This window comes from Acinetobacter towneri (assembly GCF_001758345.1).
Lineage (GTDB): Bacteria > Pseudomonadota > Gammaproteobacteria > Pseudomonadales > Moraxellaceae > Acinetobacter > Acinetobacter towneri_A.
On the sequence record NZ_MKQS01000001.1, the window covers coordinates 256,474 to 273,836 of the forward strand.

The 17,363-nt window shown below is 40.4% G+C and carries 11 protein-coding genes and 1 pseudogene; 2 read left to right on the forward strand and 10 right to left on the reverse strand.

What is annotated here, in order from left to right; translation table 11 throughout:
• The first annotated feature begins 14 nt into the window (after positions 1–14).
• Both BJN41_RS01160 and BJN41_RS01165 read left to right on the forward strand, forming a co-directional pair.
• A complete protein-coding gene (locus tag BJN41_RS01160; RefSeq protein ID WP_070152386.1) occupies positions 15–2,294 on the forward strand; it encodes an NADP-dependent malic enzyme in 2,280 nt (759 codons plus the stop codon).
• A 102-nt stretch (positions 2,295–2,396) separates the two neighbouring features.
• Entirely contained in the window at positions 2,397–3,632 is a 1,236-nt protein-coding gene (locus BJN41_RS01165) for a multifunctional CCA addition/repair protein (protein WP_070152389.1), read from the forward strand.
• Positions 3,633–3,816: 184 nt separating this feature from the next.
• On the opposite strand, the gene epmA is transcribed toward BJN41_RS01165, so the two are convergent.
• From epmA to BJN41_RS01210, 10 genes and pseudogenes are all read right to left on the reverse strand, one after another.
• The gene (gene epmA, locus BJN41_RS01170; RefSeq protein ID WP_019836551.1) at positions 3,817–4,797 is read right to left on the reverse strand and encodes an EF-P lysine aminoacylase EpmA; all 981 of its coding nucleotides are present in this window, start codon (positions 4,795–4,797) and stop codon (positions 3,817–3,819) included.
• Positions 4,794–5,861 (reverse strand): 4-phosphoerythronate dehydrogenase, encoded by a 1,068-nt coding sequence (locus tag BJN41_RS01175; RefSeq protein ID WP_004972744.1) that lies wholly within the window; start codon positions 5,859–5,861, stop codon positions 4,794–4,796. Before BJN41_RS01175 ends, epmA begins: the two co-directional genes overlap by 4 nt.
• Positions 5,862–6,065: 204 nt before the next feature.
• Positions 6,066–9,902, reverse strand: a complete 3,837-nt coding sequence (purL, locus tag BJN41_RS01180; protein ID WP_070152392.1) for a phosphoribosylformylglycinamidine synthase — start codon at positions 9,900–9,902, stop codon at positions 6,066–6,068.
• 409 nt (positions 9,903–10,311) lie between these two features.
• A complete protein-coding gene (locus BJN41_RS01185) occupies positions 10,312–11,430 on the reverse strand; it encodes an ABC transporter permease (RefSeq protein ID WP_019836549.1) in 1,119 nt (372 codons plus the stop codon).
• Positions 11,414–12,556: an ABC transporter permease gene (locus BJN41_RS01190; RefSeq protein ID WP_070152395.1), complete on the reverse strand. Its 1,143-nt coding sequence runs from the start codon at positions 12,554–12,556 to the stop codon at positions 11,414–11,416. The genes BJN41_RS01185 and BJN41_RS01190 overlap by 17 nt, the downstream gene beginning before the upstream one ends.
• Positions 12,556–13,719, reverse strand: coding sequence for an HlyD family secretion protein (locus BJN41_RS01195; RefSeq protein WP_019836548.1), 1,164 nt, complete (start codon positions 13,717–13,719; stop codon positions 12,556–12,558). The genes BJN41_RS01190 and BJN41_RS01195 overlap by 1 nt, the downstream gene beginning before the upstream one ends.
• Before the next feature lie 55 nt (positions 13,720–13,774).
• A complete protein-coding gene (locus BJN41_RS01200; RefSeq protein ID WP_227515196.1) occupies positions 13,775–15,232 on the reverse strand; it encodes a TolC family protein in 1,458 nt (485 codons plus the stop codon).
• Positions 15,233–15,729: 497 nt separating this feature from the next.
• On the reverse strand, positions 15,730–16,287 hold the full coding sequence (locus BJN41_RS01205; protein ID WP_227515202.1) for an IS630 family transposase: 558 nt from the start codon (positions 16,285–16,287) through the stop codon (positions 15,730–15,732).
• A gap of 3 nt (positions 16,288–16,290) precedes the next feature.
• Positions 16,291–16,596, reverse strand: a pseudogene (locus BJN41_RS15240) (transposase); the annotation flags it as partial.
• Positions 16,586–17,041: a helix-turn-helix domain-containing protein gene (locus BJN41_RS01210; protein WP_004973749.1), complete on the reverse strand. Its 456-nt coding sequence runs from the start codon at positions 17,039–17,041 to the stop codon at positions 16,586–16,588. The pseudogene BJN41_RS15240 and the gene BJN41_RS01210, both read right to left, overlap by 11 nt.
• Positions 17,042–17,363: the final 322 nt, after the last annotated feature.

Consider the following 17,363-nt stretch of genomic DNA (forward strand, 5'->3'; position numbering starts at 1 on the left):
CATAAGAGATTCAGATGGACGATCAATCATTAAAACAGCAGGCACTTTACTATCACGAATTTCCAACACCAGGAAAAATCAGCGTTACTCCAAGTAAGCAGCTGGTCAATCAACGTGACTTAGCGCTTGCTTACTCACCAGGTGTCGCAGCACCATGTTTAGAGATTGAACGTGACCCTTCAAAAGCTGCACTTTATACCGCTCGCGGTAACTTGGTTGCTGTCGTGAGTAACGGTACAGCAGTACTGGGTTTAGGTAATATCGGTCCTTTGGCGTCTAAACCTGTGATGGAAGGTAAAGGCGTACTCTTTAAAAAGTTTGCTGGTGTCGATGTTTTTGATATCGAAATTGCTGAAAATGATCCAGATAAAATTGTAGATATTGTGGCAGCATTAGAACCAACTTTTGGTGGTATTAACCTTGAAGACATCAAGGCACCAGAATGTTTCTACATTGAGCAAAAACTTCGTGAACGTATGAACATTCCGGTGTTCCACGATGACCAACACGGTACCTCAATCATTGTCGGTTCAGCCCTACTCAATGCTTTGTTGCTCAATGGCAAGAAAATTGAAGAAATCAAAATTGTAGCTTCAGGTGCAGGTGCCGCCGCGCTATCTTGTTTAGACCTATTATGTGCGTTGGGCGCGAAAAAAGAAAATATCATTGTTGCGGACTCACGTGGTCTAATCACCACTAAGCGTGAAGGTTTGGATGACTCTAAAAAACGCTATATGCAAGATATTGAAGCAACACAACTAGCCGATGTAATTGGCGGTGCAGATATGTTCCTCGGTCTTTCTGCAGCGGGTATCTTGACTAAAGCTATGGTTAAAGAAATGGCTGAAAATCCAATTATCTTTGCTTTGGCTAACCCCGACCCAGAAATCCTACCTGAACATGCGCACGAAGTACGTCCAGACGTAATTATGGCGACAGGCCGTTCAGACTACCCTAACCAAGTCAACAACGCACTTTGCTTCCCGTATATTTTCCGTGGTGCATTAGACGTTGGCGCAACAACTATCAACGAAGAAATGAAAATTGCTTGCGTACACGCAATTGCACGTATGGCACACATTGAAGCAGATGCCTCAACTTATGGTGAAAAATCTGCATCATTCGGCCGTGATTATTTAATTCCACGACCACTTGATCAGCGATTAATTCTTGAAATTGCACCTGCAGTTGCTCAAGCCGCTATGGATTCAGGTGTTGCAAGTCGTCCAATTCAAGACTTCTCTGCATATCGTCAGCGTTTGTCTGAGTTTGTATATAACTCGGCATTGATGATGAAGCCTATTTTTGCTCAGGCAAAAACTGATCCTAAGCATATTGCTTATGCAGAAGGCGAAGACCTACGCGTACTTCGCGCAGTACAAATTGCAGTAGATGAAGGCTTGGCAAAACCAATCCTTATCGGCCGTACTGCTGTGATTGAAGCAAACATTAAAAAGCTAGGTTTACGTCTTGAACATGGCGTGAATATAGAAATTGTAGATCAGGAAAACAACCCGAACTACGAAAAATTTGCAGATGATTACTACACTATCATGCAGCGTAAAGGTGTGACACCTGAATACGCGCAGCGTGAAGCACGTCGTCGTTCTACCCTCATTGCAGCAATGCTAGTGAAGCATGGTTTAGCCGATGGTATGTTATGTGGTACTTATTCAAGCTACGATATTCACCTTGATTTCGTAAAAAATGTGATTGGTCTAAAAGAAGGTCGTACTAACTTCTTTACCCTTAACGCATTGATGCTTGAAGATCGCAACTTGTTCATTGCCGACACTTATGTCAACACAAACCCAACTGCTGAACAGTTGGCTGAAATGACACTTTTAGCGGCTGAAGAAGTACGCCGTTTTGGTATGACACCACGTGTTGCACTACTTTCTCACTCAAGCTTTGGTTCTGACCAACAAGACGCTAGTGCACAAAAAATGCGTAAAGTCTTTGAAATCTTAAGTGAGATTGCACCTGAGCTTGAAGTTGAAGGTGAAATGCACGGTGATGCAGCCTTAGACGAAAATATCCGTCATTTTGCTTTCCCGAACTCTCGCTTCAAAGGTTCTGCAAACTTGTTGATTATGCCGAACTTAGATGCTGCCAATATTTCATTTAACTTGTTGAAATCGACTTCAGGTAACAATGTCACAATTGGACCAATCTTGTTGGGTGCAGCGAAACCTGTACATATTTTAACGCCAACTGCTACGACACGTCGTGTAGTGAATATGACTGCGTTAACCGTTGCTGAAATTCAACAAACGGAACGTGACAGCCTATAATTTATAGGTACTCCATCTAAATCTGAGTCATTGACTCAGAATTATGGACTTGAGAAAACCTCTATTCTGTAGCATGATTGCTTGAAGAATAGAGGTTTTTTCATGCAAGTTTATTTAGTAGGCGGTGCAGTTCGAGATCACTTACTCGGGCATCCCTATCACGAAAAAGATTATGTTGTGGTTGGCGCAACGCCCGAACAACTTTTAGCTCAAGGCTTTCAACCTGTGGGCAAAGATTTCCCTGTTTTTCTTCATCCTGAAACCAAAGATGAATATGCACTTGCCCGTACAGAGCGCAAATCTGGACACGGTTATCATGGTTTTGAATTTCATACCGACCCAAGCGTAACTTTGGAACAAGATTTAATACGTCGTGACCTAACCATAAATGCCATGGCGATGGATAAGGATGGTAATGTCTACGACCCTTACGGTGGACAGCAAGATTTGTGCAATAAAGTGCTGCGCCATGTATCCAATGCATTTGTAGAAGACCCGTTACGGGTGCTGCGTATTGCCCGTTTTGCCGCACGTTATCACGCTCTAGGCTTTGTGATTGCCCCTGAAACCTTGTTATTAATGCAAGAGTTGGCAGAGTCTGGCGAATTAGATGCGCTGACGCCTGAGCGCGTATGGAAAGAAACTTCGCGTGCCCTAATGGAAGCGCATGCCGATGTGTATTTTGAAACATTACGTGCCTGTGGTGCTTTAAAAGTTTTGTTTCCAGAATTAGATGCTTTATTCGGTATTCCACAGCGCCCTGAATATCACCCTGAAATTGACTGTGGTGTGCATACCATGATGTCACTTCAACAAGCCTGTCGTGCCAATTACTCACTCGATGTACGCTTTGCAGTGTTATTGCATGATTTGGGCAAGGCCTTAACCCCTGCCGATGAATTGCCAAGACACATTATGCATGAAGAACGTGGGATTAGACCTGTAACGGAAGTATGCGATCGTCTGCGCGTACCGAACACTACCAAACAACTGGCACTGGCTGTATGTAAAGAGCATTTAAAATGCCACCAAGCTTTGAGCTTAAAACCTGGCACGTTATGGCGTTTATTACAACGATTGGATGTCTTGCGTCGTCCTGAACGCGTAGAAGCCTTTGTACAGGCCTGTGAATGTGACTCTCGTGGGCGTTTAGGTTTGGAAGATCGTGACTATCCACAAGCGAGCTATATATTGGAAGCAATTCAAGTGGTACGAAGCATTAAAGCGCAAGACTTACCTGCCGATGTCCAAGGACCCGATATTGGTGAAATGCTGATTGAACTGCGAATTAAAGCGATTGAACAATTGAAGGCACGCCACGTGGCTGCTACTGCTTAGGCTATTTTGGTCTATGAAACATCATTTCATGTGTTTTTTAAATCCTCTTTAGCCTATTTAAAGCTAGCCTAAAGTTTTACTCAAAAAGCCGCAATCTTCTCAAAATATAGAAGTTGCGGCTTTTTTAGTGCTTTAGGTTCTCGAATAAATACATCGCGAATTGAGAAACTACTGAATTTAACTATTATGCAAGTTGTGCAGGAAAACTTATCACCTGCTCTAAACGCATCTGCTCAGTTGCAACCATCAATAAGCGATCTATTCCTAAGGCGATTCCTGAACATTCAGGCATATGCGGTAATGCAGCCAATAAATATTCATCAATTGGCATCACATGCAAACCAAGTCGTGTGCGTTCTGCATTATCGGCTTCAAAACGGGAACGCAGCACCGCAGCATCAACCAGTTCATCATAGGCATTTGCAAGCTCTAAACCTTCGATATATAGCTCAAAACGCGCTGCGACCAATTCCCCATCATCATCTGTTCTGGTTTTAGCCAAAGATGCCAATTCAGGTGGAAAATCGGTTAAAAATACAGGATCATCAAAGCCCAAACTCGGTTCTACAAAATGTGAGAACAATAGGTCGATATAGCCTAGACGGTCATCCCCCAAATCCAGATGCAAACCAACACGATGACAGCAGTCTTTCAATTGTTGCAGACTTGCCTGTAATGGATTTAAATCCAAACGATCCATAAATGCATGTTTATAGCTCAATACTATCGGACGTACTTCGCCAAAGCGTTGTTTTAAAGTCAAATTGAGTAAATCAGTCACCTCAAACATGAGATCTTTCAGACTAAATTGGGGACGATACCATTCCAACATGGTAAATTCGCTGTTGTGTTTACGCCCATGTTCATCATCTCGAAAGACTTTGCAAATTTGATAAATAGCACCACTGCCACTGGCCAATAAACGCTTCATAGCAAATTCAGGTGAGGTCTGTAAATAGTGCGTATGCAATTTGCCCTGCACGTAGCGCTGCGCTTGCACTGAAGCCAAATGCACATCAGTCACCCCTGCCTGTGACAAAATTGGCGTTTCAACTTCAAGTACTTCACGTTCCACAAAAAACTGGCGTATTTGTGCATACAATTGTGCACGTGCGCGCATGCTGTTTAAGTCGCAAGTGGGTTGATATTGGAGATTTGAACTCATGCTTGCGGGCCTCCATGCGCTGCCCATTCACGACGCAGAGGATAGGTTTTTCTTAAATGATCAAAAGCCTGCTGCTCAACTTTGCCCGCTTTGACACAGGCACGTAAATTGGCATCATCCTGTGCAATATCATAAATTTGACTTAAATGTGCATGCAGACTATTTTTCAAATCTTGGGTTTTGAAATATTGCGCGCAGCTTGGCAATTGAGTTTCAAATTGTTTTGTGGCATCTAAACCAAAATTTTCACAAAAAGCCTGATAAATCATTTGTGTGCCGCGTGCCTTGCCTTCTAGGCTATACCCTGCAATATGCGGGGTTGCCAAAGCAAGCAAATCTAATAATTCTGCAGAGATTTCAGGTTCATATTCAAAAACATCTAATACCACTAAACGCTGAGTATGTTGAATATCCTGCATTAAAGCCGCTTCTTCTACCACTGGCCCACGCGCTGAATTAATCAGAATGGCTTGAGGCTTCATACATGCCAAACGCGCTGCATTAATTAAATGATGAGTAGGATGTTCACCAGTTTCTGTTAATGGCACATGAATGGAAATTGCATCTGCCTGTTGTAATAGTGCATCTAAGTCACATTGCTGCACATTGGGTAACTGTACAAATGGATCATACGCGATGACATCCCAACCTAATAATTGTGCCATTTTGACCAAGCGCGAGCCGACATTGCCCAGTCCAATAATGCCAAGTTTAAAGTTTTGATTGGCATGTAGTAATTCAGGCTCGAGATGAAGCAATGCGGTAATCACATACTCACTCACCGCCTGCGCATTACAACCTGCMGCATTTGACCATGCAATACCCTGCTGCTCGATGGCTGGGATATCAAGGTGGTCTGTGCCAATGGTCGCGCTGCCAATAAATTGAAGCGCAGTCTGTTGAATCAATGCTGCATTCACTTGGGTGACGGAACGAACTAGCAGCGCATCAGCATCTTGCACATCTTGATGCGTTAGACGGCGTCCAGCCTTGTGCTCTATTTCTGCCAAATCTGCAAAGAAATAATCGGTATATGCCAGATTTTCATCTGCAATGATTTTCATAACGCCATCCCATGTGTGTTTGCTTGTTTATGATAGCTTGAGTTGTCTAGGATGACTATGCTAGTTGGCATGGATGCAGAATTGTTAGACAGCAATCCAACGTTTTTTGAGAGAAGCATACAGGTTTATATAAGCTTGTAAGTTGGCATAAAAAAATCAGCCACCTTCGGGTGGCTGACTGCTAAAGATTAAGCGAGTGGAAGCTTAACCAATAAATCTACGCGCATTGCGGAACATACGTAACCATGCACCATCTTCAGTCCATTCTTCAGGTTTCCAAGAATGTTGAAGCGCACGGAAATTACGTTCAGGGTGCGGCATCATAATTGTTGCACGACCATCTTTTGAAGTCACACCTGAAATACCCTCTGGCGAACCATTCGGGTTCATTGGATAATGCTGGGTCGCATTTCCGTGGCTATCGACATAACGTAAAATCACTTGGTTACCTGCGTTTAAGGCTGCCAAATTAGCTTCAGGTGCAACGACACGACCTTCGCCATGCGCCACTGCGATTGGTAAAATCGAGCCTTCCATMTCTTCCAATAATACAGAATTCGATTTTTCAACGCGTACATTAACGCTACGCGCTTCAAACACTTCTGAGGTATTACGATGGAAACGTGGCCACGCTTCTGCACCTGGAATGAGTGGTGCTAATTGTGACAACATTTGACAACCGTTACAGATGCCCAGTGAGAATGTTTCTTGACGGTTAAAGAATTTCTCAAACTGGTCACGTAATTTCGGGTTAAACAAGACTGACTTTGCCCAGCCACCGCCCGCACCCAAGACGTCACCGTAAGAGAAACCACCACACGCAACTAAGCCTTCAAAGTCGTCTAAATCGACACGTCCTGCAAGCAAGTCACTCATGTGCACGTCAACAGTGTTAAAGCCGACTTTGTCAAATGCTGCCGCCATTTCTACATGACCATTTACACCTTGTTCACGTAAAATCACCATATTAGGACGACGTGTGTTGATGTACGGCGCTTCAACTGGCTCATTTAAATCGAATGTTGGTTGAGCGATCAAACCTTTGTGGTTCTGATCTGTAATCAAGGCAAATTCTTGATCAGCAGTTTCTGAGTTGTCACGTAAACGCTGGATTTGGTGTGATACTTCACTCCAAGCCGTTTGCAAGTCAGCACGTTCAAGCACCAAGTCATTTACAGCAAGTTGGTCTGTGTTATTGACTGTACCGACTACCGAAATTGCATCTTTCAAGGTAGATGCAGCAACTTCAGTAGCTAAGTCAGCCCAATCTGCTTTAGAAATTTGTAGTACTGCACCAATTTCTTCCGCAAACAATGCCGCAACAGATTGATCTTCTAACGCCACACCTAAGCGTGAAGCGAACATCATTTCAGCTACAGTTGCTAATAAACCACCATCGCCAATGTCGTGATAAGCTTGAATCAAGCCGCGGTTATTCCAGTCTTGTATCAAAGCAAAGAATGCTTTGAATTCGTCAAAGTTATCGACATCTGGTGTCACTGAACCAATGGCTTTATACACTTGCGCCAACATCGAACCGCCTAAACGGAACTGACCTTTAGACAAGTCGATACGCACCAATACTGAATCGGTATTTTTTAGTTCAGGGGTTAGCGTTTTGCGCACATCGGTCACTGGTGCAAATGCAGTAATTATACCTGACATTGGTGAAGTTACAGATTTATCAACACCTTCGTCATTCCACGTCGTACGCATAGACAATGAGTCTTTACCTACAGGAATTGCAATTCCTAGCGCAGGACACATTTCCATACCAATCGCTTTAACACCTTCAAACAAGGCTTGGTCTTCACCTTTTTGACCTGCTGCTGCCATCCAGTTTGCAGACAATTTAATGTCGCTAATCTGGTCAATTTTGGCTGACATGATATTGGAAATAGATTCCGCCACTGCCAAACGCGCAGATGCTGCGGGATTCAATAAGGCTACAGGTGGACGTTCACCCATCGCCATTGCCTCACCTGTAAAGCCTTGTAAGCTGGTGGTGGTCACTGCTGCATCTGCAACAGGCACTTGCCATGGGCCAACCATCTGATCACGTGCAACCATACCTGTAATTGAACGGTCACCAATGGTAATGAGGAATGATTTAGAAGCAACGGTTGGATTCTTGATAACACGGTAAATCGCATCTTTCAGATCAGTAACTTGAGCTGCATCAAAATCATCACCTTGACGCTCAATGCTTTCATAAGAACGGCTCATGCGTGGCGTACCACCTAACAAGACCTGCATTGGCATATCTACAGCTTTGTTATTGAACAGTGGATCTTCAACCGTTAAATGACGCGCTTCTGTCGCTTCACCCAATACTGCAAACGGACAACGCTCACGCGCACAGATTGATTCAAATAATTCTAAAGAACTTGGACGGATGGCCAATACATAACGCTCTTGCGCTTCGTTTGACCAAATTTCCATTGGTGACATGCCTGGTTCTAAAGATGGAATCTTACGCAAATCAAGTACAGCACCTAATTCGTGATCATTCACCAACTCAGGCATTGCGTTCGAAATACCACCTGCACCCACGTCATGCACTGATACGATTGGGTTAGCATCTTCCAAACGCCAGCATGTATCAATCACTTCTTGGCAACGGCGTTCCATTTCTGGGTTTTCACGTTGTACTGAAGCGAAGTCAAGATTTTCACCCATGGTTCCGCTATCTACAGAAGATGCAGCGCCACCGCCTAAACCGATCAACATCGCAGGGCCGCCTAAAACGATTAATAAATCGCCTGGCTGAATTGGGTCTTTTTCGACATGGTCTGGACGAATGTTGCCGTAACCACCTGCAATCATGATTGGTTTATGGAAGCCTTTTACTTCACCATTCACGTTTTGCTCGAAAGTACGGAAGTAACCATTTAACGCAGGACGACCAAATTCGTTGTTAAACGCTGCACCGCCCAATGGGCCTTCAATCATAATTTGTAATGGCGATGCCATACGTGAAGGCTTGCCATAATTTTCTTCCCAAGGCTGTTCAAAACCAGGAATATTTAAATTCGATACTGTAAAGCCTGTTAAACCTGCTTTTGGTTTACCACCACGACCTGTCGCGCCTTCATCACGGATTTCACCACCCGAACCTGTCGCAGCACCTGCAAATGGTGCAATTGCAGTTGGATGGTTGTGCGTTTCCACTTTCATTAGAATGTGGGCAGCTTGGCTCTTATATTTATAAACGTAGTGACCTGTTGCAGCATCTTTTTTCGGATAGAAACGCTGCGTGTCAAAACCAACTATCACCGAAGCGTTGTCTTTATAAGCCGACAATACATCTGTTGGTGATTCTTTATAAGTGTTTTTGATCATTTGGAACAGTGACAATGGCTGTACTTCGCCATCAATTGTCCATTCTGAACCAAAGATTTTGTGACGGCAGTGTTCAGAATTGGCTTGCGCAAACATCATCAATTCGATGTCATGCGGATTACGGCCTAACTTGATAAATGCTTCGGTTAAATAATCAATTTCTTCGTCAGACAAGGCAAAACCAAACTCGCTGTTGGCTTTTACCAATGCTGCTTTACCTTCACCCAAAATATCAATGCTATTTAAAGGTTTTGGTTCAGTTTCAACAAATAACGCTGCAGCATCATCAATGTGATTAAACACACTTTCAGTCATGCGGTCATGCAATACTTGTTTTACTTCGTTTGAAACGTCTGCAATACCCTTTAAGGTAAACAAAACACCGCGTTCTAAGCGGTGTACAGGCGTATTACAGTTGGCAAAAATATCGGTTGCTTTTGATGACCAAGGAGAAATTGTGCCCACACGTGGTGTCACTAAAATTTGAACTTCATCACTTGCAGCTTGGCGTAATTCAAAAGATGCACCATCATTTAAAAGCTGTAAAGCAGATTGCTGTTGTTGCTCGTCGAGCGCTTGGTCAAATAAATAAATCCATTGGCTATCGAAAGATTGAACAGAACTCATTGACGCTAAACGGTTTAAGAGTTGAGTTTTCTTAAAAGATGAATGTGCAGGTGCACCGGCAACGATAAACATGCTGATTTTGGCTCCACGGGCTGATCTTTTGGACCATGCCACAATGTGACTTGAAGAGAGCGCATATTCTACTGCGAAATGCCATAATCAGCTAGATGAAAAATAGTTTTCTTGGCGCGTTTCGGCAGTAAAACTTCTGAATGTTATTTTTATCACAAAATTTAAGCCGACTACCTAAAACATAGATTTGTCGCCCTATATCAAACTTGAATCAAATAATTGATTCAAACTACTCAAAGCGCCTTTAGTAATCCTAATTTGAAAAGGCTTTGTTGCATAAAAATTAAGCGTATGATTTTATTATATTTATTTATAGATTAAAATTTATACAGAAATTTTAAAATTAGTCAGTTGCAAAATGTTTGTGCAACAAAGTCCATCAGAAGATATCCTCACAAAGAAAAACTTATTATATTTTCTTTGCGAAACTCAACTCATTCTTAGACCTACGAATTCGCCAAACCCCTAAAAACAAGAAAATACTACCAGATGCTAATAAATAAATTAATTTAGGCAATACAACTGAAGTTTTAACGCCCATTTGATTTAGTTGTATAAACAGTTGAATAGCTTGAGTTGAAGGAAATATATTGGCAATGTATTGCATCCAAAGCGGCATAGCTGCGTGTGGCCAAGCCGCTCCTGATAGCATAAACAATGGAATTGAAGTAAAAACTAAAACTTGTCCTGCACGTTCAGGCATATCAAAATAACTGGCAATTAAAAAACTCAAGCCAATTACACTACCAATATAAATAGGAACAGCTAATAACATTCCCTCAAAATTACCTCCACGAGGATAATCATAAAGCCAAAAAGTAAAACCGAATAAGTAAAAGCACCCTAAACACCCTATACTTAAAATAGCAGTGAATATTCCAAATACTTCAGTTTTGCTCGGTTTCCAGCCTCGTTCCTTATAAGTTGCTATAAGCATACTTAAACCCAAAAGAATGGTTTGATGAATGATGAGAGGAGCAATTGCAGGAAAAATATAACTACCATAGCCTGAAGTTGTGTTAAATAATGGAATTTGATGGACAGATAGAACAGGAGAAAAATCTGAAATTTCTCTAAACCTTTCAGTTTGGGTCATTAGCACACTTTCAATTGACTGTGCCAAACCAAAACCTATTTGCTTGGTTTTTAGAAAGTTAGCAGTACTTAAATATAAACCAACTCCACCAACATCACCGCGCCGAATACTGTGTGATAAGTTATTTGGCAACAATAAAATACCATCTACCTGTTGTTGTTTAATCAAGCTTTCGGCTTCAGCAAAGTTTCCTGTGATGGTTTTAATTCTAACATTCGGACTTTTACCAACCTCACTTATAATTTGCTGAGTGAGAGGACTACGTTCTTCATCTACAATTACAATAGGTAAAAATTCAGCATGTTGTGATTTATATGCGGTAGGATAAAAGAAACTATATAAAAATACAGATAAAATCAGTGTTGTGAAAATCGCTGAATTTGCAAAAATATCTTTAAATGTTTTGGTATAATATTTAAAAAATAGTTTCATTTTTGCCCGCCTTAAGCCGATGTTTAAGCAGAAACAGCGCCAAAATAAAATACAACACCGCATATAGAATTAAAATAAAAAATGGCAGAACAGAAGTCGCAAGCGGACTACCCACAATCCACTGCTGCGTTTGCAATTTTGCATAAGGTGTATACGGAATAATATTGGCCCAAATTTTTGTAAATAATGGCGCATTATTTAAAGGTAAAGTCACACCTGCAAAACTTAGGGATGACCCACCATAAACAGCAATCAGACCAAAAGTTTTACTTAAGTTTTGAGTGGCTAAAACCATTGCACTGCTTATAAATGCATAGGCACAATACAATAAAAATTGTGCAAAAATAATCACCCACAACTGCCCTACAACAAACCACCCTCGTACTTCAATCAGCCAGAACATCCATACCCAAGTCCAGAAACTAAAAATAAAGACATAAGTTAAATTTTTTGTTATTAAAGCACGCCATGCAGACCCTCCCATTACCCAGGTAGCTGTGGTTTTAAATTTAAGCTCTTGTCCAACAGAAAATGCAACACAACAGCAAAGTAATAAATGCAAAATTGCTGGGATCATATAAGGCTCTAAATAGAGCTCATAATTCAAGTCTGGATTATATAAAGGTGAAATTTTTACGGTAGCTGTCGGTAATTCCAGCTCAGGTAAATGGCGAACTAAGTAGTGGTGTCTCATATAGTCTTGAATTCCCTCGAGACTACTCACAAACATAGCTGAAGAGATACTATTACCAACACTAAAATAGCTTTGATTAAAAAAAATACCAATTTGCGCATCTTCAGCGTGAACCAAACGTTCTTCTGCACCAGCAGGGATAACTACATAGCCCCATATTTTATTCTGGTTTAACTTTCGTTCTGCATCACTTAGATTTTGAGTAACAAGCTCAATATGCAACGTAGATTGATGGGTAAGATATTTTTTAATTTGACGACTGAGTTCGCTCCGATCTTGATCGACAACAGCAATTGGCAAATGTTCAGGTTTACCCTGATAAAACATGCTACTGAATAATAGTATAATTACCAACGGCGCAAGGGTGACTAAACTCAAATCCCATTTGTGATTAATTAAATATTCTAACTCTCGAAAAAAACCCGCAAACATTAGTGTGCCTTATTTAATTTAAAGAGCACACTCATACCTACTTTCAAATTAGGATTCGGCGTGGCAGGCACCAAATGCACTTTAAAACTTCGAATATCATAACCGCCCGTTTGACGAGTTGTTTTTATGGTAGCAAATTCACCTTCCGCATCAATATTTTTGATATTAAACAGCATATACTGATCAAGTGCAGGTATATAGCCTTGTAATTGTTTAAGCTGATAAATAGATGCATATTGATCTTCACGAACAGTCAAACTCACCCAAATATCATTTTGAATAATACTCACCACAGGTACTCCCATGGCGATTAGTTCAGAAACTTTGCCATAGGTTTTGGAAACAACCCCATCTACAGGTGCATTCAATTGTGTTTCTGCTTCTAATGCATTTGCTTCTGCCACTGCCGCTTTTGCAATTTCTACCTGTGCATCTGCTGTGGATTTTTGTTCGGGGGTACTACCGCGTTTAGCACGTGCATACTGTTGGTAAGCTGCTTCAGTCATCTGAGATGCTGAAGTAGCAGCTGCTTGAATTTCATCACGGCGTTGTCTAGAAATCACCCCTTCGCGAAATAAATTTATACTCCGTTGTAAGGTCGTATTGGCTAATGCTTCCTGTGCTTTCAAGGCTTGCCAGTTCGCATACAAGCTGTCAATGTTTTCTTGCTGAGAACCGCGTGTAGCGGTAGATTGAAAAGCTAGTGCTGATTGAAGACTTGCCAAAGCCTGTTGTTTTTTGGCTGAAACTTCAGGGCTCCAAAGCCGAACTAATGGCTGATTTTGTTTAACGACCTGTCCTTCTTGTACATAAAGCTCTTCTATACGACTCGGAACTTTGGTGCTCACATATATTGTTTCCGCTTCCACACGCCCTTGAAGTTCAATTTGTTGAGGCTGATAACTTTTCCAAAGCCCAAAACCAATTAAACTGAGTATTAAAATCAGCAATAATGTCGCAAATATTTTTAACTTTCTAGATTTTGTCGAATCAGGCTTTAGGGCTTGCGCCTGATCTTGAGCAGTTTGTGAAGTGTCAACTGATTCACTCTCTAACAACTTATCATCATTTTCAATTTCATTATCCATTTGTTGGTGGATAGCAGTCTGCTGCTCTGATGCTGAATTTGCTGTTAAAGATTGATTCTCTGACAATTCAGACATTCTGTCTTCCTGATTCGAATTATTCTGATCTTGATTCACTGGAATTATCTCATCATCATGAATTAATATAATGTGTGTTAGGTTGGGTCAGATACTCTGAGAATTGATCAATCGAACCATGACTGTGTAATAAAGTAGCCAGTGACATTACATATTTGTACGCATTTAATGCCATTTCTGCTTTTAAACCACTTAACATATTCTGTGCGTCAATGACTTGATTGGCTGTGGCCATATCTTCTTTAAATGATAATTCTTGAATTCTTAAGTTTTCAACTGCAGCTTTTAAATTTTGCTGGAGCAAAATATCGCTTTGTTGAGCGGTAAGCATTTCACTATAAGATTTATATATGAGAGTTTCAATCTCTTGCTTGCTTCGCGCAGTCATCAACTCAGTCGCGTAACGCTGTAATTCTGCAGCTTGGATACTTTTTTTATGATCTACACCTGAAAATAAATTGTAGCGCGCAGCAACACCCACAATCCAGTGAGGGTTATCTTCTAGTCCATATTCGCCAAAAGCAAAAACATTAGGTTTGGTCGCAGCACTTTTAATTTTAACTTGAGCATTCGCCAGTTGAATGTCCTTTTGCATTTTACGAATCAATACTGATTGCTCTGGGTAGCTTTTTAATAATGCATTTAATGACGTAGATGGAGTCTTATTCACAAATAAAGGCGTGCTTAAATCCTTAATTTGACTACTTTGGAGTAGATTATTCAATTGGAATAGACTTGAACTATAATTTGCCTCGCTGTTTTGCAAACCACGTTCAGCATTGTTCTTAGCCACTTCAAACTGCATGCGTTGACCCTTGCTAATAAAACCCTGTTGTTCTAGTTTTAACGCATTTTGGTAATGTCCCTGTATAGCTTTTAAATTATACTGACTGGCTGCTAAAAGCTGTTGCTGTAATTGGCTATTGAAATAGACCTGTATTAACTCAAAACGCTGTAAATCTTGCTGTTGCTGATCATTTAATTGTTGGCGGTCCGCATTAATTTGCGCCACTTCTTTAGTTGAGCTGATGAAACCGCCTGTATAAAGCGGGATCATCATCGAAATGGTGGGTTGTACAACTTGATTATCTAAGTTGAGCTGATATGCATTCGGAATTAATCCGACACCCTCTTGAATACTTTTACCAATTCCATCTTTTATGACAGCGGTATTAGAACTATCTCCTAACCATTGATCAACTTTTTGATTCACATTATTGCTTAATGTCTGTTCTAAATTATTTTTTATTCCGCCGAGTGGTACTTCTAATTCTTGATGATAAGTATAAGCTCTTACATTTAAGTCCACACGAGGCAACCCCAAACCCTTTAACGCAGTGGCTTCTAATTGTGAAGCCTGTTGTAACGCCTGACTGGCTTGAGTACTATATGAATTATGAAGAATATATTGCTCTGCTTGTATGTAGCTCAAAGTTTGGGCACAAGTAGCAGCATTATATAAAATGGTAATAGCCAGTAATATAAATTTGGATTGCTGTTTAAAATGTTTCATACCCACTCTGACTGGCTCCATTGATTGTTGTATCTTGCTGACTTTTTTGCACAAAGATTTCATAACTATATGATTTTAAAAGTTTTGATTATTTTTAATCCAAAATTAAAATTATTCAAATCAGATGCTTACATATTTATGCAACAAAACCCTATTAATTTAAAATCAAAAAAATAATCTATTATTTTAGGGATCAATTCAGCTTCTCATCGCTAAATAGAGATGAGCCATTATAATCTGCTTTATTTTTTCTTGTAAATTAGGAAAAGTATTAATCCCGTCACTATTTAGTGAATGAGGTATAGATGTATTCTCTTTAGGGATGTTTTTAAAAATCAAGGCCCTCATTTATTTGGCAATCTATACTGAAAGAAGAAAATAAAACAGATAGGAAAACTATTAGTATTCATTTTTACGCAATGTACTATTTATTCTTATAAAAACTTAATAAAACCAATTGTCTTGAATATAGAAGACAATTGGTTAATAAGCTGTCATTAAAAAGTAAACATGTATTCTTTTCCGAATTGGTTTGATACTCTCTCCACCCATTGCTCTATTTTATCAGCTGTCATGACTTGAAAATCTCGCCAATAATATTTCATCTGCTTCCATACCATCTCGATTCGATTTAACTCAGGGCTATAAGCTGGAATAAAATACAAATTCGTCGAAAAGTTACTTTTAAGTAGCTCTCTGTAATCAGCCATCTTTTTACTTCTATGAATCGAGGCATTATCWACAATAAGAACCAATGGAAGGTTATAAGTCTGTTTTACTTGTTGAGCTATTCCAGTTAAATAGGCATAAAACCAAGTGCTTGTAACTGACTCTTGTAAACAACTTGTCACCAGTTTCCCCGTTGAAAGCAAACACCCCATGACATTAACTCGTTTTAATCTTATTGCATCAACCGCATGAACATCACCTATCTTTGTCCACGCATAGCGGTTATCAGGTGTAGATGAAAACCCTGTTTCATCAACATAACCTAATATAATTTCACCACGTGCCGCTTGCTCTCGTAATTTTTCAATCTGNACAATAAGAACCAATGGAAGGTTATAAGTCTGTTTTACTTGTTGAGCTATTCCAGTTAAATAGGCATAAAACCAAGTGCTTGTAACTGACTCTTGTAAACAACTTGTCACCAGTTTCCCCGTTGAAAGCAAACACCCCATGACATTAACTCGTTTTAATCTTATTGCATCAACCGCATGAACATCACCTATCTTTGTCCACGCATAGCGGTTATCAGGTGTAGATGAAAACCCTGTTTCATCAACATAACCTAATATAATTTCACCACGTGCCGCTTGCTCTCGTAATTTTTCAATCTGCTGTGTTGCTTGTTCAAATGCAATCGGATCTCTTTTTTTTCAAGCTATGACGGGTACGCTTGAAGACCATACCTGAATCACGTAAAAACTTACGAATGGTTTCAACAGACACGGACACTTCGTATTCTTCATGTAGTTTGACTCGGATTTGTTCTGCATTGAGTGGACTTGTATTGACCCAATCTAGGATTTTCGCCTGATAGTCTGAGATCAATGTATTGGGCCGACCTGAGCGATGACCTTCTTTAATCGATTCAAACTCATACAATTCCCAACGTCGGCGTTGTAGCCTTATGGTTTCTGGGATACGTTCTTGTAGAGTGGCAACTTCCGCAACACTTTTACCTTCAGAAAGCCAGAGAATAGTTTGGGCACGTTGTCTTTCACGCCAATGTTTTGCATGCTTGGCCAGAAAAATGAGTCGTTCTCGCTGTTCTAAACTAAGTGGTACAGAAACAATTCGAGGCATGTGTGAACATCTGTTAACTAAAAAAACTTTTTCGCATGATTAGTTATTTTTGTCAACTTATAATTTATTTCACAGATTAACTTGTAAATCGCCCGTATTCATCACTTTTTCGATGACTATTATTTCGTCGATCATCTTGTGAAGAACGACTGCCGCGATTGTCTTCATCGTCATCGTCAATTTCTAGGACCAAGTTTCAGCTTATTAAACTATTGTCCTTAATCTTCCAAATACCACCAAAAGAAATCAATCCAATCCAAAATTTGATGAGGGGTAATTTGAGGGGCAAAACTACAGACAAAAAATAAGCCCTTGTAAAAAC